Here is a 22,158-nt window from a genome sequence, read left to right as displayed (position 1 = left end):
TGGAGGAGAAAGTATGCGTACACATAATTTGATTATAAATGGTTACGGTTCATCGAATGGCGGCGAGTTTCATAAAGTGCAATTAAACGGGAAAGGAACTGTGAATGGAAATGTTGAATGTGAGCAATTTGAATGTAACGGATATGGTGCAGTTACTGGCGATTTGAAAAGTAGCAGTGCACGAATTAGCGGATCTGGTAAAGTTGATGGCACAGTTCATGCTGAAACGATGCGAATTGATGGAAAAGCTACAATTACGCAAAATGTAAAGGCAAACAGTTTAAAAATTGCAGGAAAAGGTACGATAGGTGGAAATGTCACAGGTGAAGAATTTAAAGTTAATGGTCAAGCAACAATTGACGGTAATTGTGAAGTGGATACTTTTTCTTCAGAAGGACAATTTACAATTGGCGGATTATTAAGCGCTGATGAAATAAATATTAATATTCACGGTACATGTCGCGCGAAAGAAATTGGTGGTCAAACGATTAAAGTAAGACATAGATCAGGTACATTAAGTAGGCTATTTAAAACAGTATTTGGCTTGCAGTTAGAAGCTGAGCTACTCGAAGGTGACAATATCGATATTGATTATGCTCACATAAGAACGGTAAGAGGAAATAATATTACAGTAGGACCGAACTGTGAGATTGAACTCATTGAATATACAGGTGTTCTAACTGTTGATAAAAGCGCAAATGTAAAAGAAATTAAGCAGGTTTAATGGGAGGGAGAAAGCACTATGGAACATCCACATAGTCTCACAGTAAATGGTTCCGGTAATTCAGCAGGCGGAGATTATAATAAAGTGAAGATACGCGGCGAAGGAACGATTTCTAATGATATGAGCTGTAATGAATTTAAAACGTACGGCACGAGTGATGTACGGGGTAATATGAAAGTAAAAAATTATGTTGTGTATGGAGATAGTGAAGTACAAGGAAATGTAGATGCAGAATATGTAAAAGTATATGGTAATACACAAATGCATGGTGATGCACATATTGAAAAAACAAAAGTTAGAGGTATGATAGATATTGCTGGGAAGTTTTCAGGTGATTTTGTCGATGTAAAAGGTGCTTTAAATGTGAGGGGAAATATTGAAGTAGAAGATTTATCATTAACTGGTGGTCTTGAAAGTGATGGATTACTTAATGCTGAAAATATTCAAATCTCACTTCGTTATGAAGGAAGTAAGGTAAGAGAAATTGGTGGTAAAAAAATTACGATTCGTAAAAAAGCGAGATTTCTTCCTTTTATTAGTCATGCTGGTAACCTACAAACTACAATTATTGAAGGAGATGATATTTATTTAGAACATACGATTGCTGACGTAGTGAGAGGAAACAACGTTACAATTGGCCCTGGGTGTGAAATTAGTGTTGTAGAATATCATACTAGTTTTAATCAAAAAGGTAATGCAGTCGTAAAAGAACATAAACAAATATAAGTAATACGAGGGAGAGCAAGAGATATGGTTGAGAAGAATAATAAGCTTGGCTTTGTTGTGGCGGGCTTATTGCTAGGTATACTAATGGCATCAATGGATAATACCATTGTCGTAACGGCGATGGGAACGATCGTTGGTGACTTAGGAGGCCTTGAAAACTTTGTATGGGTTGTTTCTGCCTATATGGTCGCAGAAATGGCAGGTATGCCGATTTTCGGTAAACTATCAGATATGTATGGTAGAAAGAGATTCTTTATTTTCGGTTTAATTGTCTTTATGATTGGTTCGGCACTTTGTGGTACTGCTGAAAATATTACACAGTTAGGTATTTATCGTGCCATTCAAGGTATTGGCGGCGGGGCATTAGTGCCGATCGCGTTTACAATCGTTTTTGATATTTTCCCTCCTGAAAAGCGCGGGAAAATGGGTGGTTTATTCGGAGCGGTATTTGGTTTATCAAGTATTTTTGGTCCGTTACTCGGCGCATATATTACAGATTACATTAGCTGGCACTGGGTATTTTACATTAACTTACCGCTTGGCATTTTAGCACTTATTTTTATTACATTCTTTTATAAAGAATCACGAGTTCATAGAAAACAAAAAATTGATTGGTTCGGCGCAATTACTTTAGTTGGTGCAGTAGTTTCTTTAATGTTTGCACTTGAACTTGGCGGACAAAAATATGATTGGGATTCTAGCTTTATTTTAAGTTTATTTGGTGGATTCGCTATTTTAATTATTGCATTTATTATTATTGAAGGAAAAGTAGAAGAGCCAATCATATCATTTGAGATGTTTAAGCAGCGCTTATTCGGAATGAGTACCATTATTGCTTTATGTTATGGTGCTGCGTTTATGTCAGCAACTGTATACATTCCGTTATTCATTCAAGGTGTATACGGCGGGAGTGCAACAAACTCGGGATTATTACTTTTACCGATGATGTTAGGCTCAGTCGTAACGGCGCAATTAGGTGGATTTTTAACGACGAAGCTTAGCTATCGAAACATTATGATTATTTCTGCGGTGATTATGCTAATTGGACTATTTTTATTAAGCACATTAACGCCAGAAACAAGTCGTGTATTATTAACAGTGTATATGATTATTATTGGATTTGGAGTTGGTTTCTCATTCTCTGTACTAAGTATGGCGGCTATCCACAACTTTGGTATGGAACAGCGAGGGTCTGCGACTTCAACGAGTAACTTCATTCGTTCATTAGGCATGACGCTTGGTATTACAATCTTCGGAATGATCCAAAGAACAGGTTTCCAAGATCAATTAGAAGAAGCATTTAAAGGTATGAACGGGGGAATGAATACAAACGCTTTAGGAGATTCAAGAGCTATTCTATCAGAATCTGCAAGATCTCAAATTCCACCCCAAATATTAGATAAAATTATTGATGCTCTTTCTAGCTCAATTGTCCAAACATTTATGTGGGCATTGGTACCAGCTGGTTTAGCATTCATATTTATTTTCTTTATGGGAAATGAGCGCATGGTAATTAAAAAACAACAAAAGAATAAAAAGAGCGAAACATCAAAAGCGTGATGAAAAAGCTCCCTTCCAATTGGAAAGGAGCTTTTTCGTATGTACGGATTTAGATTAGCCTTCGATGATTTCGTATTCTTCGTCTGCTAATAATAAAATTTGTGTTTTCTTACCTTTGTTTTGAACTTCGATTACATCGTAAGCACCTAAGTCTCTTATTTTGCTTTGAGAAGCGTTAACCATAACTTCAATAGAATCAATTAAGATATCTTCTTCAATGTATGATTCAGGCAATGCCATATCTTCAGTATCTAATACACATGCGTATAGATTTTGTAAGTTTTCAGCAGTTGGATTTTGTTCTTCAACATCAATGATGTTTTTTACTGCTTCCATATTTTCTTCTTTTGCTTGGTATACTTTAATTTTAGCCATTGTTTTAATCTCCTTTATAACGTAATCGTAGAGGCTACACTTCATTATAACGTTTTTTTCATGAAAGATGAAATTGTTATATGTATTTATAGGGAAATTTATGTGTTAGTATTCATTTTTAATGCGATAAGTAGGCAAATATGTTCCTACGTTAAAGTTATATTGTCCAAGCTTTTCTCATATCCCCCTCATATTATGTGTATGAGATAAAACATATAGAGAAGGGATGGAGTGTAAGTGGGTTGTGAGCCGAAACGAAATGATCGATGTTGCCAAAATAGTATTTGTGAATTTTTGCGAAGTCTAGAGCCTTTTACAAAAGTTGAGAGTATTGTAATTGCCGGAAATGAAATTGTTGTATCTTATTTTCTTTCATTTAATAAGAAGAATGGTGTCGTATCCTTCGTACAAGAGGTCGGTGAGGTTATTTTTGTAGATTGCTCTAAGATTGATGCAATTCGAATAGGAAAAGTTTGTAGTTGTAAAACGAAAGTCAAATTTATTGAAGAGGATTTCAGTCTACTTGGAAACGTTTGTCCGCAATGTTTAACAGAGGGAAGCACACTCTTTTTTGACTTTCACAATTCAGAATTGAATTTATCACTTCAAGCAAAAACAATTGATGCGCCTAATTGTACTGAGTTTATAGATGAGATGGGAAATGTAGTAAAGCAAATTACTATAATAGGTGAAGCAATTGTTTCTAAAGATTTTGTTCAAGTGCCTGAATTATTACGTTTCCGACTAGTATTATCTGATACGGCTACGAATCCTTTAAAGTTTGGAATACTGTTCATTAATTTCCCTGATCTTACGTTTATTATTCTTTTCGCATCGAGTGGATACCTCAACATTTCGAGTTGTTTGAGGATAGAGAGTGGAACTGGTAATGCTGAAATAGAAGAGATGAAAAGAATAATATCGAATGACGATAATACGTACACATCAGTTGTTAAAGTAACTAAAGTATATAAAAACGGAGGAACAGAATCATTTGTTTATAAGAATGAGTTATAACATATATTTTTAAATGAACCCTTAAACTAATGTTAAGGGTTTTACATAATAAAAGATTATAGATTGTGAATTTTTATTAAGTATATTATCTGTAAACCTATACACTAGAAAGTCATTTACTTTTTGATTAAATGTTATAATAATTTTATATTTATGAATAATTTATAATTATATGGAATGTAGTAGACGTTTGCTTATATGTAGAAAAGAGTAGAAGTACATTAATTCTAAAGAAAGCAGGAATGTAAATGATATATGAAGCGAATATACATACAAGAGAAAAATTAGTTACTATGTTCGAAGATTTCAATAACGTTGTTTTACTTTCTTATTTACAAGGACATATGGGTACCGCTTGGGTAAATGATCTTGAAAATCCGACAGTAGCGCAAATTACGGTAGGGATCTTTACATTTTACGCTGGGGATTCAAAGGTGAAAGAAACAGAAGAATTGCTTCGAAACATTCCTGATAGAATGTTAGTCATCGTAAATAGTGTAGAATGGAAAAAGCGTTTAGAAACATTTTACGAAAGAAAAACAGATAAGTTTTTACGCTATAAATTTAAACGTAATGCAGAAGTTTTTGATCGTTCAAAATTACAATCTCTTATATCAGCGCTTCCAAAAGGATACGAGTTAAGAAGAATAGATGAAAATATCGTAAATAACCCTACATTACATAAAGTCTCTAAAGATTTTACAAGTCAATTTCAATCAGTAGAAGATTATATAAACCGAGGTATAGGGTATTGTATTTTGTATAAAGGAGAAGTTGTATGCGGTGCATCATCATATAGCATTTATGATAATGGCATTGAAATTGAAGTTGCGACTGCTCACAATTATAGAAGAAAAGGATTGGCGACTATAGTTAGTGCAGCACTAATCTTGGACTGTTTAGAAAAAGGAATATATCCAAACTGGGATGCAGCGAATACTACATCTGCAAAACTAGCTGAAAAACTAGGATATGTTTTTGATAAGGCGTATGATACTTATTTTGTGGATAATAGTTCAAATAAAAGAGCAGTTAGCCAAAGCTAACTGCTCCTCTCCAAAGGGGGAATGGAGAGATACAATCATGTTATTTACATTATTGACGGGAGATTGATTTTTAATCAATCTTCTATACAAGTTGAGATAAAATATTTTTAATTAACCCTGAGGATCCAATTAAGAGTACTGATAAAAAAACGATTGAGAATATACTTTTTTTAGGTTTTTTAAATTCTATGTATATGTTAATAATGGCACCAATTGCAACTACAGTAAAGATAACGAGTCTTATTACATCTATCATAAATAACGCTCCTTTTAATTACTTAATTGTATTATATAGGAATTGGCCTTTCGATTAGTTTATTTGAATACGATTTAAGGTAATTTTAAACAAACTAATCTTTTATACAAAAGTAAGGTTAAGAAAAAAGACAGCGTAAGAAGTAATAGTATATCTTGTAGAAGCTGATGTTGACCAAATAAAGTAGGGTTATTATCTATGCGGAAAAGTATAATTAATATTTATATATACTCACTTTAGGTACCTTTACAACTTAAATAATAAAACATGCTTTTCATAATGATCCAAACACCAATTATATTTTTCTAGAATAATTGGATGAACAAATTCTTTCGTAGTATCGACCTCAGTATAGCCATATTTCTTATAAAAGTTTTCTAATTCCTCAAAAGGAAGACAATATACATGTTGTACTTGTAATTTCTTCGCAGTTTCTACTAAAAATGAAAACAAGTTCCCCGGCTAAGTGTAGCCCTCTAAATTGAGGGAGAATATAAATCCCGCCCATTTCTAAAGTATCTTCATCTATTTGGACTAATCGTCCAACACCTGCATACTCATTGTTGTATGTAATGATTGCGACTTTCTCTCGATTTAAATCACTTCGTACAAATCCTATTGAGTCATATTGTTTATTAATCCATTCTAGATCATTAGATGTAGCTAGTTGAATGCTCATTTGGATCACTCCTTTGGAAAATTCGATATATTTGTATTATACAGAATGTAAAGCGGTTAAATTTAGATGATTTTTAATAACAGTTCAAGTTTTGAAGAATAGTGCATACAATATAAAGTCTTTTCCTTTCTTCATTTAAGTTTTACGTATATAATTTAAAAGTACTATTTTTATTTTATATTTTTATATTTATAACAGAATAGAGGTTTAAAAATGGGTGTTAAAATCATTACGGATAGTGCGGCGGATTTACCGGTAGAATTGCTGCAAGCATATGATATTGATTTAATTCCACTCCGTGTTTATGATGAAGCAGAAACAGAGTATTTAGATGGAGTTACATTAGAGTCAGTTACGTTATTGCAAAACATGAGAGAAGGCGCTGTTTATAGAACGTCATTGCCTTCCCTTGAAACTTTCCAAGAGAAATTTGTTTCTTATGCAAAAGAAGGTAATCCTTGTATATATTTAGCTTTTTCATCTGAACTGTCTGGTACATATCAATCATCAGTTCTCATTAAAGAGGAAGTAAAAGAAACATATGCTAACTTAGACTTAGAAATTATTGATACGAAATGTGCTTCGCTTGGTCAAGGACTTGTCGTTTTAGAAGCTGCTAAAATGGCAAAAGACGGCGCATCAAAAGAAGATATTTTAAAACGTGTTGATTTTCTAATGAACCATATGGAACATATCTTCACTGTAGCTGACTTACAGTACTTAGTGAGAGGTGGACGTTTAAGTAAAGTCGCAGGATTTATCGGTGGTTTACTAAACATTAAACCGATCTTAAACGTGGAAGAAGGAAAACTTGTACCACTTGAAAAAGTACGAGGGAAAAAGAAAGTATTGAGCCGTATTGTAGATATTATGGAAGAACGCGGAAAAGAGCTTAAAGGTCAAACAATTGGTATGACTCATGGCGATGACTTAGAAACAGCTGAAGCATTAAAAGCATTAATTACAGAAAGATTTGGCTGTGAAGTATTTATCGTAAATACAATTGGTGCAGCAATCGGAGCACATACAGGACCTGGCGTTATAACGTTATTTTTCTTAAATGAAGTAGAGTAAAGGATTGATCTTTTGATCAATCTTTTTTTCTTCAAGATAATGCTACTGTTTCTGTAGCAGATGAGCTGAAATAATTTAAGGAATTATTAGGTATGGGCGTTATTACAGAAGATGAATTTAATGCGAAGAAAAAGCAGTTACTAAATATAAGATGTTAAAAAGATGATTCTTTTTCCAACAGAATCATCTTTTTTGTGTGTTGAAGTCTTTTGGTTATAAAAATCTAAATATTTCAAGATGTTAAAATTTAGCTATCTCATATATAATTGTTTTACGGGAGATATCTGTAACTATTTGTAAAAATAGGAGGCGGCTATAAAAATGCATGAAATTGCTAGGTGGGATTTAGATCGATTGTATTCAAATGGGGATATTCTAGTACCAATATTGGAGTTGAAAGAACAATATTTTGTAACAAAAGATATAGAGATTCTTTCAAAACTTATACAAGCTATTGAAAAAGCAGAATATTATTTGTATTGTCGATCAGTTGAAGAAAGCGTTGCATCGGATATTACTAGATTGACTGTGAAAGTAAAGGAATTAAAAAGTGAAGTGCAGCAACCAAGTGAAGTGGAAATTACCGATAATACTAGGCTAATAAAAGATGAACTTCATGCGTGGGAAAATATGTACATACAATTAAGGAATAGGATAGAAATAGAGCACAATAATAAGCAATTATCATTTGGACAAGCAAATCATATTGCAATGAATAGTCATAATAAAAAGGAAAGACTAGAAGTATTCGAGTTATTAACAAATGCCTTATATAAGGAAAAAGAAATTTTTGCTACTGTATTAAATCAAATAGGGAGATTGCGTAATACAAAGGGCAATGCATTAGAAGATATAGAGATTTTAGCAAGGTCCCTTCATGCGAATGGTATTTCAGAAACTGTATTATTACAAATATGGAATGCGACAGAAGAAAACATAGATAAATTAGTAAGTGCTTTAAACGTGTATAAAAAAGGAAAAACTTCGATAACATGGTATGAACTTATGACAGTAAAGGAAAATAATGAGGTAAGTATTTCTTTTTCAGTAGCAGTACAAAGCATATACGATGCATTAAAAAATATAGATGAAGAATTAGCAGAATTTGCACGTAATGCGATAGAAAGTGGTTGGGTAGATGCAGAACCGAGAGAGAATAAACCACCTGGCGGATTTTGTGCTCCTTTTTTCAGTGAAAAAGAATCTCGAATCTCTATGCGTTATGACGGAAGTATCGATAGTGTAAGAGTACTTGCCCACGAACTAGGACATGCTTGGCATTTTTATAATATGAGTTTTGAACAATCCTCTTCTTTTTTAGATGATTATTTGCCAATGAGTACAGCTGAATCAGCATCTATTTTCTTTGAAACGGTGCTTATAAATTATCTAATTCAAACAACAGATAGTATAGATATGAAAAAGTTATTGCTTAGCTGGAAAATAAGAAACTGTTTTAATTATGTAATGGCAATTCGAGCATCGTACGAATTTGAGAAGAACTTTTACGAGAAATGTAAAGAAAGTCCTTTAAGTGCTGATGAAATCGAAAAATTATCTATAGTAGCGCAAGAAAAAGCATATGGAAATTCATTATCAGAATATCAGCCGTTTGTTTGGATGAAATATGTTCAGTTTTATTTAGCAGATGTTCCTTTTTATAATTATCCATACATATTTGGGTATTTAGTTAGTTTTAGTTTATTAGAAATAGCTAAAGAAAGGAAAAGTACTTTTCACTTGAAATATAAAGAGTTTTTACGAGAAACAGGAAAAGCTCCAGTGGAAGAACTTATGAAAAAGCATTTTGAAATAGATATAACGAGCTATGAATTTTGGGGTAAGGCTTTTAGACAAATTTCTATAGATATTGATGAATATTTGAGGCTTATATAAGGGGAGAGTATAGTGGATCACCAACTTATAAAGGGAATACCTTTTTCAACTTTAGAATATGCAAAAGCTATAAGTTTATTAAAAGGTTGGCTACATGAAAAACAAGAAAAACCAAGATTTGTAGTAACTGCAAATCCTGAAATTGTTATGTCTGCAAAGGAAAGCACGGCTAAATCAAAACAGTTTAAAAAGATGTTACTTTCTGCAGATTTAATAACAGCGGATGGGATTGGTGTCATAATAGGCTCGAAAATATTAAAAGGAACGCTGAAAGAACGTGTTACTGGGGCAGATATTACTCATGAGTTAATAAAGTATTGTAATGACAATGAATATCGTGTCTTTCTTTTTGGAGCTGCGCCAGAAAGTAATAAAAAGGCATTAGTAAAATTAAATGAGCAGTTCCCAGGAGCACAGTTTAAAGGACAGCATGGATTTGTAAATAATGAAGAAATAGAAGAAGTAAAAATAAAAATTAAGCAATTTAAGCCGCACTTACTACTAGTAGGACTAGGTTCACCCAAACAAGAAGAATTCATCTATGAAAACATGCAAACATTAAACGTTCCACTATCTATTGGTATTGGAGGTATGATCGATATATTATCTGGTACTGTAAAAAGAGCACCTAAAATTATGCGGGATACTGGAACTGAATGGCTGTATAGGTTACTTTCACAGCCGAAACGGTTAAAGAGACAACTTGTACTCCCAAGATTTATATTTTCGGTTTTGTCTGAAAGAATTAAAGGGATTAATTAATAAAGGGGAAAACATACATGAACAGAATTGGCATTATCGGGGCAATGCAAATTGAAATAGACTTACTTTTAGAAAAACTAGCTATACAAGAGGAACAGACGATTGCGGGAATGCCCTTTTACATTGGCGAATTCATGGGAACAGAAGTAATTATTACACGTTCTGGTGTAGGGAAAGTAAATGCAGCCGCATGTACGCAAACGTTAATTCATAAATTTGATGTAGATGCTATCATCAATACCGGTGTTGCTGGCGGGTTACACCCAGATGTAAAAGTTGGTGATATCGTTATTTCAACGAATGTTACCCATCATGATGTAAGTAAAACTCAAATGAAAAACTTATTCCCGTTCCAAGAAGAATTTGTCGCAAGTAAGGAATTAGTAGAGTTAGCACGTATTGCATGCAATAGTAGTTGTTTACATATGGAGGTTCATGAAGGAAGAATTGTAAGTGGTGAATGTTTTGTTGAAGATTCAAAATTAAAAGCGAAATTAATAGATGAATATGCGCCGCTTTGTACAGAGATGGAAGGTGCAGCAATAGGACATGTTGCTTACATAAATGAAGTACCGTTTCTCGTAATACGATGTATTTCTGACAGTGCAGACGATGAAGCACAAATTTCTTATGATGACTTCGCGAAAACGGCCGCAAACTATTGTTCAGAAATTATCGTTGAGATGCTTAAAAATATATCAAGTAAAACTGTATTATAATTCAAAAGGAGAGAATGAAATGTTACAAGCATTAATTTTTGATATGGACGGAACGTTATTTCAAACAGATAAAATTTTAGAATTATCGTTAGATGATACTTTTAATCATTTACGTGCATTACAATTATGGGATACGGTAACACCTATTGATAAGTACCGTGAAATTATGGGCGTGCCGTTACCGAAAGTTTGGGAAGCTTTATTACCGGATCATTCTCTTGAAATAAGAGAACAAACAGATGCATATTTTTTAGAAAGATTAATTGAAAACATTAAGAGCGGAAAAGGTGCTTTATATTCGAATGTAAAAGAGATTTTTACATATATAAAAGAAAATAATTGCTCAATATATATTGCAAGTAATGGTTTAACTGAATATTTACGAGCAATTGTATCTTATTATGATTTAGACCAATGGGTTACTGAAACGTTTAGTATTGAACAAATAAACTCACTTAATAAAAGCGACTTAGTAAAAAGTATTTTGAACAAATATGATATAAAAGAAGCAGCTGTAGTCGGGGATCGTTTATCTGATATAAACGCAGCTAAAGATAATGGCTTGATTGCGATTGGATGTAATTTTGATTTTGCACAAGAAGATGAACTTGCTCAGGCGGATATAGTAATAGATGATTTACTGGAGCTGAAGGGAATATTGTCTACTGTGCAGAGATTATAAAGTGTGTGCAGTTTTTGGCCAATTCCTATATATCTTATTCCACGGAGGAAATATGCTTAAAGATAATTTTAACATTAGTAATATTCCCACGGTTTTGTGGGGAGATAAAAGTGAAAAAGTTTTTATTGCAGTACATGGAAATATGTCAAATAAAGAAGATGCAGTTATTCAAATATTAGCTGAAGGAGCTAATCAAAAAGGTTATCAAGTATTAAGCTTTGATTTACCTGAGCATGGAGAAAGAAAAAATGATGATACTCCTTGCAAAGTACAGTTTTGTGTTAGGGAATTATCTATAATTATGAATTACGCAGAAGAACATTGGAAAGAAATAAGTGTGTTTGCATGTAGTATAGGTGCGTATTTTAGCCTTTTAGCTTATCAAAATGATGTGATAGAAAAGGCGTTATTTTTATCACCAGTAGTTAATATGGAACGAATTATCGAAAATATGATGAAATGGTTTAATGTAACACCGGAGCTTTTGCAAAAAGAAATGACTATAGAGACACCGATTGGTCAAAAGTTATATTGGGATTATTTATGCTATGTAAAAGAACATCCTATTAATACATGGAATATAGATACATATATTATGTATGGAGCCAAGGATGAACTGTGCGAATTTAAAATTATTAACGATTTTACAAAAAAACATCGCTGTGAATTAGAGGTCGTGGAGACAGGTGAACATTACTTTCATACTGCAGAACAGTTAAAGATATTTCAACAGTGGTTACACAAACATATCAATTAACGAAGTATAATTTATCTTGGGTCTGTTTGAGAATAAACTAATATAATATTTGAGTACAAATAGTTTTAAACGTATAGCAATTAAACAATTATATTATCGATTTACATCTGAAGTGCAAAATACGCATGACACAAATTGAATAAAATAACAACCATAAAAATGCTCAGAATAAATAATTCTTGAGCATTTTTATGTATTTTTAAATCAAGGAGGAAATCACTTGAAAGATATACATATTCAACAAATAGAAGATTTAATGATATACGAACATAATTATCTTGTTCAAGAAAGCAAAGAAGAAGGATTTAATTTCTTAATAAAGCTAAAAAGTGAATATAAAAATAAAACAAATACATTTAATAAAACAGGCGAATGTTTATATGGCATTTTTCAAGAGGGAAAGTTAATTGGAATAGGAGGGTTAAATGAAGACCCATACTCAGAAAATAATAAGATTGGCCGATTAAGGAGATTTTATATTGCGAAGGACCATCGTTGTATAGGACTAGGGAAGTTGTTATTAAAGCAGCTATTATCTCATGCGGAAAAGTATTTTAAAGTGGTTGTTCTACATACAGATACGAAACAAGGTGATGCGTTTTATATTGCAAATGGATTTGTGAAAGGGAAATTATTTAAAGGATCTAGTCATTATAAAGTGTTATATTAGTAAAAAAGGAGACCTCATCTTCAAAAATAAGCTTATGAAGTCTCTTTTTTTCTAATCAATTATGTTTCACATTCATTTCTTTCAATAATCCCTTCGGATCACCTTTTACATAATAAAAATGTGGATTATTTTCATCATCGTAAAGCATAATATAAGGTTTTTGGTTAAGCGGGAGAAGAATAAGTACTTCATCAATTGTTGAATGTAGCCATTGATTTGTAATAGAAACTGGTTTAGATAAAGGGATTTTTATCATGTGACCATCTTTTGGAACGACGTTTAAGTTTTTGAACGGGCCAGTAATCGATTTAGCATATTGAATAGCGTCTTTTTGAATAGCTGGATCTAAAGATTGCTTTTGAATGACCATTTCTTTTTGACAATCAAACACTTCAATTTGTTGATTACTATTTGCGAACACATTTGTTGATAATAAGAAGAACAGAAGAGTAATGACTCCGATTTTTTTCATCATAGTACAACACCTCGTTTTTACTATACCCTTAAATGGTTCAAATATTTTTTTGTCACATACATGTAACAAAGAAGTTGTATGATACAATTGATTTTTGTTTAAAAGCAATGGAGGATAATGTATGAAAGTATTAATCGCAGATGATGAACAAGATATGTTAAGGATTTTAAAAGCTTATTTTGAGAAAGAAGGCTTCGAAGTTTTCTTAGCGAAAGATGGAGAAGAAGCACTTCAAATATTTTATGATGAAAAAATTGATTTAGCTATTTTAGATTGGATGATGCCGAAACATAGCGGTATTACTGTTTGTCAGGAAATAAAGAAAAACTCAAGCGTAAAAGTATTAATGCTCACGGCGAAAAGTGAAAGCGAAGATGAATTAGCAGCTCTTCAAAGCGGGGCAGATGAGTACGTAAAAAAACCATTTCATCCAGGTGTACTCATTACTCGAGCGAAAAAGTTAATACAGCATGATGATGTCATTCAAGTTCAAGATTTGAAAATTGATTTTACGAAAAATAAAGTTTATAAAAATGACAAAGAATTAGATATTACAAAAACAGAACTACAATTAATAAAATGTTTTTTAAATCATAAAGGGATGATTTTAACTCGTAAAAAATTGTTAGATATCGTATGGGGATTTGACTATTTTGGAGAAGAGCGAACTGTTGATACACATGTAAGGAGATTACGAAAAAAAGTTGGAGAAAATATTATAAAGACGCACCGCGGGCTAGGATATAGTTTGGAGGAACAGAGTGAATAAACTTGGAAAAAAGCTATTTCTTAGTATATCTTTAACCGTTATTCTTATATTTACGATTTCTTTATTATTAATTAACTATCTTTTACCGAAATATAATATTTACAAAACACGAGAAAGCTTAGAAGGTATTACAGCGCAAATTCAGTCCATACCGAGAGAACAATTGGATGAAGCAATTACGAGCATTGAAAATGAGGGGAATGTTACGATTGCGTATACATCCATAAAAGACTCAGAAGATCATATTAATGATGAGTTACGTATGCAACTTACAAAAAAGAGAGTTGCCCTTAATAAAATTTGGATTACAAAAGAAGAAATAATGAAAGTAAAGAAATTCGGACATTCGAATAAAATATATGATCAAGAGAAAATCAAATCTAGTTTTTTTGTGAAATACATGGCGAAAGATGATATGTTGATTTTAGTAGGAGTTTCTATCGCACATTCAAATGAAATAATAAAAACGTTAAACTCATTTTATTTATTCATTTTAGGTATTACGATTTTTCTCATTATCGTACTTGTATGGATATTGTCAAAAACAATTACGACACCGCTGAAAGAATTAAGTGATGTCGCAGAAGATATTTCACGTTTACAGTTTAAAAAGACAAAAGTGAAAACGAATGATGAAATAGGAGACTTAGCTACTAGTATTAATATCATGAGTGAAAAACTACAGGAAGCGCATCAAGATTTAACAGATCGTAATGAACATTTAAAACGATTTATGGGTGATGTGACCCATGAATTAAAAACTCCAATCGCGTTAGTGAAAGCATATTCTATGGGAATAAAAGATGGTCTAGATGATGGTACATACATAGATACAATCATTAAACAATCGGATCACATATCAAACTTAATTGAAGAGTTATTACGATTTTCTAAACTAGAAAGAGATGTGTTACAAAAAGAAGAATTCTCTATTAAATCACTAGTCCAAAGTATATTACATAAGCATAAGATTGAACTGGAGTCGAAAGAAATTAATTTGCAAGTGAACTATAATGTTGGCGATGCAATTGTTTATGCAGATGTAAATAAAATGAGAATGGTGTTCCAAAATTTAATTTCTAATGCGATAAAATATACATCAAATCAAAATATAAAAATTACATTAGAAGATCGAAATGAGAGTGTATATTTTCAAATTCAAAATGGTATGAATGCTGAACATATGAAAGATATCGATAAAATTTGGGAACCTTTTTACGTCTTAGAATCTTCTCGTAGTAAAGATCATTCAGGTACAGGACTAGGCTTAGCGATCGTGAAAAGTATTTTAGAAAGACATGGTTTTGACTATGGCGTATTTACTATAGAGGGAGAAATACGATTTTATATAAATTTGATGAATGAGTAATTCAATACTATTAGAAGCGTCGTCTATTATTAGACGATGTTTTTTATAGTAGTAAGTCAGAATATATAATATTGGAAGAGTGTTCTACAAATTTCTCAAGTTGTTGTATAAAGTATAAACTGAATTTTCTGCAATTTTACTGTATAGTAAAAAGAGAAATATATGGGGAGGGAAGGGTATGGGGAAAAAGAAAATAGCAACATTATCAGCAATATTATCTTTATCAATTACATCAGGAGTTTCTAGCACGACTGCGTATGCAGACAATAAAGAAACAAACTACATAAATGAGAATGACGTGAAGTTAAATGGAAAAGTTTCAGAGGCGTTACAATCAAACACGAAAATTGAATTAGAAAATGGGATGACAAAACCGATTTATTCGCTTGATGAAGCGATTATTGAAAATTTATTTGTAGAAACAGAAGTAGATAGTGATCGAGATGGAAAAAAGGATCGTGTATCGGTAAAAGTTATGCGTCCAAAAACTGATCCAAATGTGAAAGTTCCTGTTATATATGAAATGAGTCCATATCGAGCTGGTTTAAAAGATGTTCCTGTATATAATGTAGATGAAGAATTGTATGCGTATGAAGGGAAACCGTATGGAGCTGTTAATCTTGGTTCGTATGGAAATTATTATGTGCCAAGAGGCTATGCAGTCATTTTAGGCGAAAGTATTGGAACTGGAAAATCAGATGGATGTCCGACTACTGGAGATGAACAAGAAATATTAGGGACGAAATCTGTCATTGATTGGGTGAATGGACGTGCGAAAGCATATACAGAAAATGGTGAGGAAGTTAAGGCGGATTGGTCAACAGGTAATGTAGGTATGACAGGAGTTTCTTATAATGGTACGTTACCGAATGCTGTTGCAACGACTGGTGTTGAAGGGTTAAAAACAATTATTCCAATCGCAGCGATTAGTAGTTGGTATGATTATTATCGCGCAAACGGTGCAGTCATTGCGCCAGGTGGATACCAAGGAGAAGATACAGATAATATGGCAGAAGCAGTACTAACAAGGGAAAACCCTGAAGTTTGCGGACAAGTAATAAAAGAGCTAACAGCCGGACAGGACAGAAAAACTGGTAATTATAATGATTTTTGGGATAAACGTAATTATGTAAAAGATGCCAAAAACGTAAAAGCGAGTGTATTTGTTGTTCATGGTTTAAATGATTGGAATGTAAAGACGAAGCAGTTCGCGCAATGGTGGGATGCACTTGGAGAAAATAATGTTCCTCGTAAAATGTGGTTACATCAAGGTGGACATGGTGGCACATCAACGAATGACTGGCAAAGAACACAAAATAAATGGCTCGATTATTGGTTGTATGGAATTGAAAATGGAATTATGAATGAACCAATGGTGGATGTACAACGTGAAAATAAAACGTGGGAGAAATTAAAAAATTGGCCGGATCCATCAGCTGTGCCGTCAAAAGTTCGTATGTATTTAAGTAACAAAGCAGTTAATTTACCATTAAGTATGGGATCTGCAAATAAAGTTTTCTCATTCGTAGATGATGCAAAAATGAAATCAAACCAATTAGTAGCAAACCCAGAATTAGAAGTAGCCAATCGATTAGTGTATACAATGCCTGTACTGCAAAAAGATACACGTATAAGTGGTACACCAAAGATTTCAATTACAGGAAATATTGATCGATCTGTATCAAATTTAACAGCATTACTTGTTGACTATGGAGGAGCGAAGCCGGAAATCGTAACGAGAGGCTGGATGGATCCACAAAACGTAAAGAGTATAGAAAATTCAACGGCGATTCAACCGGGCAAAGATTATACATTTACATGGGATATGCAGCCAGATGATTATGTATTTAAAGCTGGGCATCAAATAGGGGTCGTTTTAATGGCTAGTGACTATGATTATACAATTAGACCGAAAGCGGGCACGAAGCTTACAGTAAAATTAAGTGAAGTGACATTGCCAATTGTGAAATAAATAGTGATGGATAAAGAGCTTACCGCCTAGTAAGCTCTTTACATTTTGAAAAGGGGGAGTGTAATGTGAATGTTTATTGGTAGATACAAAAAAGCTTACAATAAATAAAAAAATGACATTTATGATCAATAGGCCACTAAAGATAAGCCCAGCAAAACCTCCAGCGAATCCATCTCCTCTACTTTTTCACCAATAACGTGCAAAGTGGCAAAGAAAACAACGGGAGAAGAAAGTATGAAAATGCCACTAGCTATTTTCCATATTCGTTTATACTTCTTTGCTATAAAGAAAGTTAGTGCATTTAAAGCAAAAAGAAGTAAAAGAAATATAATTAATGAATTCATCACATCCTCCTTTTCAAAAAAGACTGAATTTTCATTTTGATGAGAATATAATATGATTATATTATATGGAAAGCGAGTGATATATTATGACAGTCAGCTCTTTCGAATTTTTATTAAAAATAAAGGTACAGGAAGATTAATTGAAAGAAAATCTTCCGTACGTAAAAACGGAGGAGAAAATAAATGTTTAGTTTTTATAGTACACTTTGCACGGAACTTTATGATTTCACTAAGCCTGTCGGTTATTCTTTAAATGGTGATATTGAGTATTACAAAGAACGTTTAAAAAATTGCACCGGAAGAATTCTCGAAGCAGCGGTTGGGTCAGGGCGTGTCATTATCCCACTTCTAGAGGCTGGATTTAAAGTAGATGGGATAGACTATTCACCTGAAATGCTAGAATCGTGCCGCGTGCGATGTAAAGAGAGAAACTTACATCCTCACTTATATGAAGGAAGCTTACAACAATTTTCACTGCCACATAAATATGAGGCAATTATCATTCCAACTGGATCTTTTTGTTTAATTGAAAATCGTACGGATTCGATAAACGCATTGAAATGTTTTCATGAACATCTTAATCCAGGCGGGCGATTAATCGTAGATATTATGCTTCCGCATGACTGGAAAACAGGAGAGATTCATACATCGACTTTTTCTTTGCCGAGCGGAGACGGAATTACATTAGAAAATAAATCAATTGAAATAGATTGGCTGAACCAAGTTACTCTATCCTATTTAAAATATGAAAAATGGAGTAAAGGGCAGTTAGTACAAACGGAATTGCAACGCTTTGCGGTGCGCTGGTATGGAATAGAAGAGTTTAAACTTCTGCTAGAAAGTATAGGTTTCTCTAACATTACGTGCTCCGCTGACTATGTTTATGAAAAAGAACCGTCAAATGCAAATCAAATGTTTACTTTTGAAGCGGTGCGAAACGAAAAATAAAGAATTATTTATGAAAATAAGGCAATCGATACAGTATCGATTGCCTTATTTCAATTGTATATCACTTACATGGTATTACGTTCCAGTTGTCCAAGCATCCTTCTACTAAATACATATACTACTTATATTAAAGGGAGTTACTATTTTAAAAAGAACCGTTATTTTTTGTAAATGATATTTTAGAGAAGTAGGGGGGATAAATTTTGGAAAACGAAGCACAAGATAGAGTTGAAAATCAAGTGTATTCCAATCGTGTAGTAAGATCAGAATTTGATGCAAATTGGGAAACATGTATATCAAAAAGTGGCTATGTAATTTATGTAGCAACAAGTAACAATGCCGAAGTAATAGTACTTCTTGCAGATGGTTCAAGTAAATTATTAATTTTTGAAAAAGGCGGTAAAGTAGTAGTAGGCGGTGGTGGAACAAGTCATTATAGTAAGCCGCATATTGCAAGAAATATTTAAGGTAGAACATATTAATTGAGAAGAAACCAATAAGTAACTTAAAAAAGCATTTCCTATTTCGGGGAATGCTTTTTCTATGTTATAGTATAATAGTGTTTTGGAACGATGTTATTTTAATATACCTCAAGTTTTGTTGTGTATTATTTTTATATTAAATTAGTTGCGTAAGTATTTTTTTATATAAGGAGTAATAATTAGAGAAATGAAAAATATAGACTTTATACTAGAAAGTGACGAAGCATTAAAACCGTCTGAACGATTAGTACTATTATTATTGGAGAAGCATAGAATGCTATATACGAACGATCTATTAGCATTATCTAATTTATCATATAAAACATTAACGGATTCATTAACGTCGCTCGTATTAAAATCGTATGTGTTAAAGGAAACAGGTAAGGGAAGAAGACAGAATTGTTATAGATTGGTATGATAAGACTGCTGATTTTAGAGGGTTTACATTCATGTTTTTCAAATGTAAGGGTAAGTGAAAAAATAGCTTTCAAATGAAAAAACGTACTGCAATTCGCATTTAAATATTCGCATTTCATTTTTATTAATGGGAATGAAATCATTATTGGAAATAGAAAAATAAAATAAACCGCACAAAAAAGAAATAAAAAAACAATCCATTTTAAAAATGGATTGTTTTTTATTGGAATAATATTATTTGATATATTGAAATTAAATCATAGTTCTCACTATTTTAAAACGAAAAATAGATAATATTATTATGTAAACTACTGTGTTGACAGGAAAATATAATAATCAATAGAACATATAGAAGAGTATACTTAAATATTTTGAGAGATGGGAGATTATTATGGCGATTTTACAATCAATAGTACAAGCTATTATAAGTGGTAATAAGGAAGAAGTGGTGGAGTTTATAAAGACGAATCCAAGTGCTATTAACGAATTTAGTGACGATGGTTGGACTCTAGTTCATTTATCGGCTTATTTTGGACAAAAAGAGATAGCAAGTTTTCTTTTAGAAAGTGGTGCAGATATACATATTAGAGCAAAAAACGAAAATGAAAATACACCTTTGCAAGCGGCAATCGCGAATAAACAAAGTGAGCTTGTTGCTTTCTTAATTGAAAAAGGATCAGATGTAAAAGCTATACAAAGTGGTGGTTGGACAGGGTTACATGAAGCAGCATTATTAGGAAGTGAAGAAATAGTTATGTTACTTCTTGAAAATGGAGCTAAAAAAGCGATTAAGAAAAATGATGGAAAAACAGCTTATGATATTGCGTTAGAAAAAGGGTATGATCACCTTTTACATCATTTAAAACAGGAAGTGAACGTATGATAAATAAATGGAGCGTAGGCATATTTTTATTTAATGATGTAGAAGTGTTAGATTTTGCAGGACCATTTGAAGTTTTTTCTGTAACCGAAGTGGAGGAAGAAAAACCATTTACTGTTTATACAGTTAGCCAAAATGGAGAAATGATTACAGCAAGAAACGGATTAAAGGTAAAGCCGGATTATAGTATTGAGGATTTACCACCAGTTGATATTCTAATCATTCCAGGTGGTAAAGGTGTTCGGGAAAACGAAGTGAAAAATGATATTATAATAAATTGGGTTCGTCAGCAAATGAAAGAAGTAAAACTAATGACTTCAGTTTGTACGGGTGCATTATTACTTGCGAAAGCCGGTCTACTGGAAGGCTTAAAAGCAACAACGCATTGGGCTAGTATTCAAACTTTCAAAAAGGATTTTCCGAATGTAGAAATAATGGAGAATGTGAAATTTGTAGATGAAGGTCACATTATTACATCTGCAGGTATTTCAGCTGGTATTAACATGTCATTTCATATTGTGAAAAATTTGTTAGGTGTGGAGATTGCTGAGGATACGGCAAAAAGCATGGAATATGATATTGATTTGTAAAATAAAAAAGCCCAACTTGGGCTTTTTATATGTAGCAAAGTTTCGTAACAGATAATCTATGCTTAAAACTTTAGTTCAGAAACAATAATTTCAGTTTTAGCGAATATACGACAATTTATCTTTTTTCTCCTTGCAAGCATGTTATTACAAGGAGAAATTTCGTATGTAAAAAAACTCTTCTACAATAGTAGAAAAAGAATAACAGAAACTACTATTTTATGTCAGCATACATAAAAAAATTCAATGTAAATATGGAAATGTCGTCGAATGCTATCTTTAATTGGTTAATTTGTGAGATATTTTTATGAAGGAGTTTATTTTATAAGAATAGAATTAAAGTTAGTAAGAGATCATGCCGATGGTAGTGAAAATATATGTGTTAGGGGGATTTCATAATGAGGAAACTCAAGCGGATAAATGTTCCTAATATACAAGAACAACTATCACAGTCCAATGAGAATCGAGCAATTAATAAGAAAAAACTAAGGCGATTTATATTCATGTTTATCTTTATTGCGGCGGCTACTTTGTACGTTCAATTTATTTTAACGAAACAACAAGAAATAATCGTAGAAAAAAAAGATACAATAACGAACCAAAAAAAACAATTGGTTTCTTTAAAGAAAGATAAGGCTTCTTTAAAGACTAACATAGAAAATTTAACAGACGATGAAGAAGAAATTTTAAAGTTTGCGAGAAAAGAATATCAATTTTCTAAATCAAATGAAACTATATTTGTGTTGCCGAAGTAGTGTAATAGAACAGTTAGCAATAGCTAGCTGTTTTTTCATGTATGAATGTCATGGTACAAGAAACAATTACATATTGTAAAAATGAAGAGCTCGAGCTGTTTTTGTACTTATGGAATATATACGAAAATAAATGTTGTTAAAATTCTGTCAATTGTATTATAATACAAGGTAAGCGGATACATTTTTTAATCCATGTTGAGTTTATCACTCATACGAC

22 protein-coding genes and 4 pseudogenes are annotated in these 22,158 nt (G+C 32.4%); 21 read left to right on the top strand and 5 right to left on the bottom strand.

Annotated elements, in window-relative coordinates:
- The first annotated feature begins 13 nt into the window (after positions 1 to 13).
- The 3 genes from MR070_RS09855 to MR070_RS09845 are packed head-to-tail and all read left to right on the top strand — an operon-like array spanning position 14 to position 3,010.
- Entirely contained in the window at positions 14 to 724 is a 711-nt protein-coding gene (locus tag MR070_RS09855; protein ID WP_242261156.1) for a bactofilin family protein, read from the top strand.
- A gap of 18 nt (positions 725 to 742) precedes the next feature.
- Positions 743 to 1,450 carry a hypothetical protein gene (locus MR070_RS09850; RefSeq protein ID WP_000400897.1) on the top strand — a complete coding sequence of 236 codons (708 nt, stop codon included), beginning with the start codon at positions 743 to 745 and terminating at the stop codon, positions 1,448 to 1,450.
- Positions 1,451 to 1,474: 24 nt separating this feature from the next.
- Entirely contained in the window at positions 1,475 to 3,010 is a 1,536-nt protein-coding gene (locus tag MR070_RS09845; protein ID WP_242261155.1) for an MDR family MFS transporter, read from the top strand.
- A gap of 54 nt (positions 3,011 to 3,064) precedes the next feature.
- Here the strand turns inward: MR070_RS09845 and MR070_RS09840 are convergent, their stop codons facing one another.
- Positions 3,065 to 3,385, bottom strand: coding sequence for a hypothetical protein (locus MR070_RS09840; RefSeq protein WP_001062732.1), 321 nt, complete (start codon positions 3,383 to 3,385; stop codon positions 3,065 to 3,067).
- A 237-nt stretch (positions 3,386 to 3,622) separates the two neighbouring features.
- On the opposite strand from MR070_RS09840, the gene MR070_RS09835 reads away from it, so the two are divergent.
- Both MR070_RS09835 and MR070_RS09830 read left to right on the top strand, forming a co-directional pair.
- Positions 3,623 to 4,402, top strand: coding sequence for a BC_2878 family exosporium-associated protein (locus MR070_RS09835; protein WP_138321854.1), 780 nt, complete (start codon positions 3,623 to 3,625; stop codon positions 4,400 to 4,402).
- A gap of 248 nt (positions 4,403 to 4,650) precedes the next feature.
- Complete coding sequence (locus tag MR070_RS09830) at positions 4,651 to 5,448, top strand: GNAT family N-acetyltransferase (protein ID WP_000638722.1); 798 nt, start codon at positions 4,651 to 4,653, stop codon at positions 5,446 to 5,448.
- Positions 5,449 to 5,530: 82 nt separating this feature from the next.
- Here MR070_RS09830 and MR070_RS09825 read toward each other — a convergent pair whose 3' ends face one another.
- Together MR070_RS09825 and MR070_RS09820 are read right to left on the bottom strand one after the other, a co-directional pair.
- Positions 5,531 to 5,704, bottom strand: coding sequence for a hypothetical protein (locus tag MR070_RS09825; protein WP_242261154.1), 174 nt, complete (start codon positions 5,702 to 5,704; stop codon positions 5,531 to 5,533).
- Between the two features lie 246 nt (positions 5,705 to 5,950).
- Positions 5,951 to 6,383 (bottom strand): annotated as a pseudogene (locus tag MR070_RS09820) (GNAT family N-acetyltransferase).
- Positions 6,384 to 6,596: 213 nt separating this feature from the next.
- Here MR070_RS09820 and MR070_RS09815 point away from each other — a divergent pair.
- The 7 genes and pseudogenes from MR070_RS09815 to MR070_RS09780 all read left to right on the top strand — a co-directional run bounded on the left by MR070_RS09815 (position 6,597) and on the right by MR070_RS09780 (position 12,943).
- Positions 6,597 to 7,457: a DegV family protein gene (locus tag MR070_RS09815; protein ID WP_000538288.1), complete on the top strand. Its 861-nt coding sequence runs from the start codon at positions 6,597 to 6,599 to the stop codon at positions 7,455 to 7,457.
- 38 nt (positions 7,458 to 7,495) lie between these two features.
- Positions 7,496 to 7,615: pseudogene (locus tag MR070_RS09810) on the top strand (SHOCT domain-containing protein); the annotation flags it as partial.
- A gap of 163 nt (positions 7,616 to 7,778) precedes the next feature.
- On the top strand, positions 7,779 to 9,353 hold the full coding sequence (locus tag MR070_RS09805; protein WP_138321858.1) for a M3 family metallopeptidase: 1,575 nt from the start codon (positions 7,779 to 7,781) through the stop codon (positions 9,351 to 9,353).
- Positions 9,354 to 9,365: 12 nt separating this feature from the next.
- Positions 9,366 to 10,115, top strand: coding sequence for a WecB/TagA/CpsF family glycosyltransferase (locus tag MR070_RS09800; protein ID WP_242261153.1), 750 nt, complete (start codon positions 9,366 to 9,368; stop codon positions 10,113 to 10,115).
- Positions 10,116 to 10,132: 17 nt separating this feature from the next.
- Positions 10,133 to 11,516 (top strand): annotated as a pseudogene (locus MR070_RS27110) (5'-methylthioadenosine/adenosylhomocysteine nucleosidase).
- 52 nt (positions 11,517 to 11,568) lie between these two features.
- Entirely contained in the window at positions 11,569 to 12,273 is a 705-nt protein-coding gene (locus tag MR070_RS09785) for an alpha/beta hydrolase (protein WP_000910333.1), read from the top strand.
- A gap of 220 nt (positions 12,274 to 12,493) precedes the next feature.
- The gene (locus tag MR070_RS09780) at positions 12,494 to 12,943 is read left to right on the top strand and encodes a GNAT family N-acetyltransferase (protein ID WP_138321868.1); all 450 of its coding nucleotides are present in this window, start codon (positions 12,494 to 12,496) and stop codon (positions 12,941 to 12,943) included.
- A 55-nt stretch (positions 12,944 to 12,998) separates the two neighbouring features.
- Here MR070_RS09780 and MR070_RS09775 read toward each other — a convergent pair whose 3' ends face one another.
- Positions 12,999 to 13,418 carry a hypothetical protein gene (locus tag MR070_RS09775; RefSeq protein ID WP_138321870.1) on the bottom strand — a complete coding sequence of 140 codons (420 nt, stop codon included), beginning with the start codon at positions 13,416 to 13,418 and terminating at the stop codon, positions 12,999 to 13,001.
- A 121-nt stretch (positions 13,419 to 13,539) separates the two neighbouring features.
- Between MR070_RS09775 and MR070_RS09770 the strand changes: the two genes are divergently transcribed.
- From MR070_RS09770 to MR070_RS09760, 3 genes are all read left to right on the top strand, one after another.
- On the top strand, positions 13,540 to 14,187 hold the full coding sequence (locus MR070_RS09770; protein WP_000865973.1) for a response regulator transcription factor: 648 nt from the start codon (positions 13,540 to 13,542) through the stop codon (positions 14,185 to 14,187).
- Complete coding sequence (locus tag MR070_RS09765; protein WP_242261150.1) at positions 14,180 to 15,556, top strand: sensor histidine kinase; 1,377 nt, start codon at positions 14,180 to 14,182, stop codon at positions 15,554 to 15,556. The genes MR070_RS09770 and MR070_RS09765 overlap by 8 nt, the downstream gene beginning before the upstream one ends.
- Positions 15,557 to 15,734: 178 nt before the next feature.
- Complete coding sequence (locus MR070_RS09760) at positions 15,735 to 17,528, top strand: Xaa-Pro dipeptidyl-peptidase (protein WP_242261149.1); 1,794 nt, start codon at positions 15,735 to 15,737, stop codon at positions 17,526 to 17,528.
- A 66-nt stretch (positions 17,529 to 17,594) separates the two neighbouring features.
- On the opposite strand, the pseudogene MR070_RS09755 reads toward MR070_RS09760, so the two are convergent.
- Positions 17,595 to 17,872, bottom strand: a pseudogene (locus MR070_RS09755) (hypothetical protein); the annotation flags it as partial.
- A 183-nt stretch (positions 17,873 to 18,055) separates the two neighbouring features.
- On the opposite strand from MR070_RS09755, the gene MR070_RS09750 reads away from it, so the two are divergent.
- The 6 genes from MR070_RS09750 to MR070_RS09725 all read left to right on the top strand — a co-directional run bounded on the left by MR070_RS09750 (position 18,056) and on the right by MR070_RS09725 (position 21,941).
- On the top strand, positions 18,056 to 18,820 hold the full coding sequence (locus MR070_RS09750) for a class I SAM-dependent methyltransferase (protein ID WP_242261148.1): 765 nt from the start codon (positions 18,056 to 18,058) through the stop codon (positions 18,818 to 18,820).
- A 203-nt stretch (positions 18,821 to 19,023) separates the two neighbouring features.
- The gene (locus MR070_RS09745) at positions 19,024 to 19,287 is read left to right on the top strand and encodes a hypothetical protein (protein WP_000426643.1); all 264 of its coding nucleotides are present in this window, start codon (positions 19,024 to 19,026) and stop codon (positions 19,285 to 19,287) included.
- A 202-nt stretch (positions 19,288 to 19,489) separates the two neighbouring features.
- Complete coding sequence (locus tag MR070_RS09740; RefSeq protein WP_000789033.1) at positions 19,490 to 19,720, top strand: hypothetical protein; 231 nt, start codon at positions 19,490 to 19,492, stop codon at positions 19,718 to 19,720.
- Positions 19,721 to 20,110: 390 nt separating this feature from the next.
- Entirely contained in the window at positions 20,111 to 20,602 is a 492-nt protein-coding gene (locus MR070_RS09735; RefSeq protein WP_000996345.1) for an ankyrin repeat domain-containing protein, read from the top strand.
- Positions 20,599 to 21,189 carry a DJ-1/PfpI family protein gene (locus tag MR070_RS09730; RefSeq protein WP_242261147.1) on the top strand — a complete coding sequence of 197 codons (591 nt, stop codon included), beginning with the start codon at positions 20,599 to 20,601 and terminating at the stop codon, positions 21,187 to 21,189. Before MR070_RS09735 ends, MR070_RS09730 begins: the two co-directional genes overlap by 4 nt.
- Before the next feature lie 395 nt (positions 21,190 to 21,584).
- Positions 21,585 to 21,941 carry an FtsB family cell division protein gene (locus tag MR070_RS09725; RefSeq protein WP_001228722.1) on the top strand — a complete coding sequence of 119 codons (357 nt, stop codon included), beginning with the start codon at positions 21,585 to 21,587 and terminating at the stop codon, positions 21,939 to 21,941.
- The last annotated feature ends 217 nt before the right edge of the window (positions 21,942 to 22,158 follow it).

The organism is Bacillus cereus group sp. BfR-BA-01453 (assembly GCF_022662915.1).
Taxonomy (GTDB): domain Bacteria; phylum Bacillota; class Bacilli; order Bacillales; family Bacillaceae_G; genus Bacillus_A; species Bacillus_A paranthracis.
The sequence above is the reverse complement of the archived record's forward strand: the minus strand, read 5'-3'. Positions and strand labels throughout refer to the sequence as shown.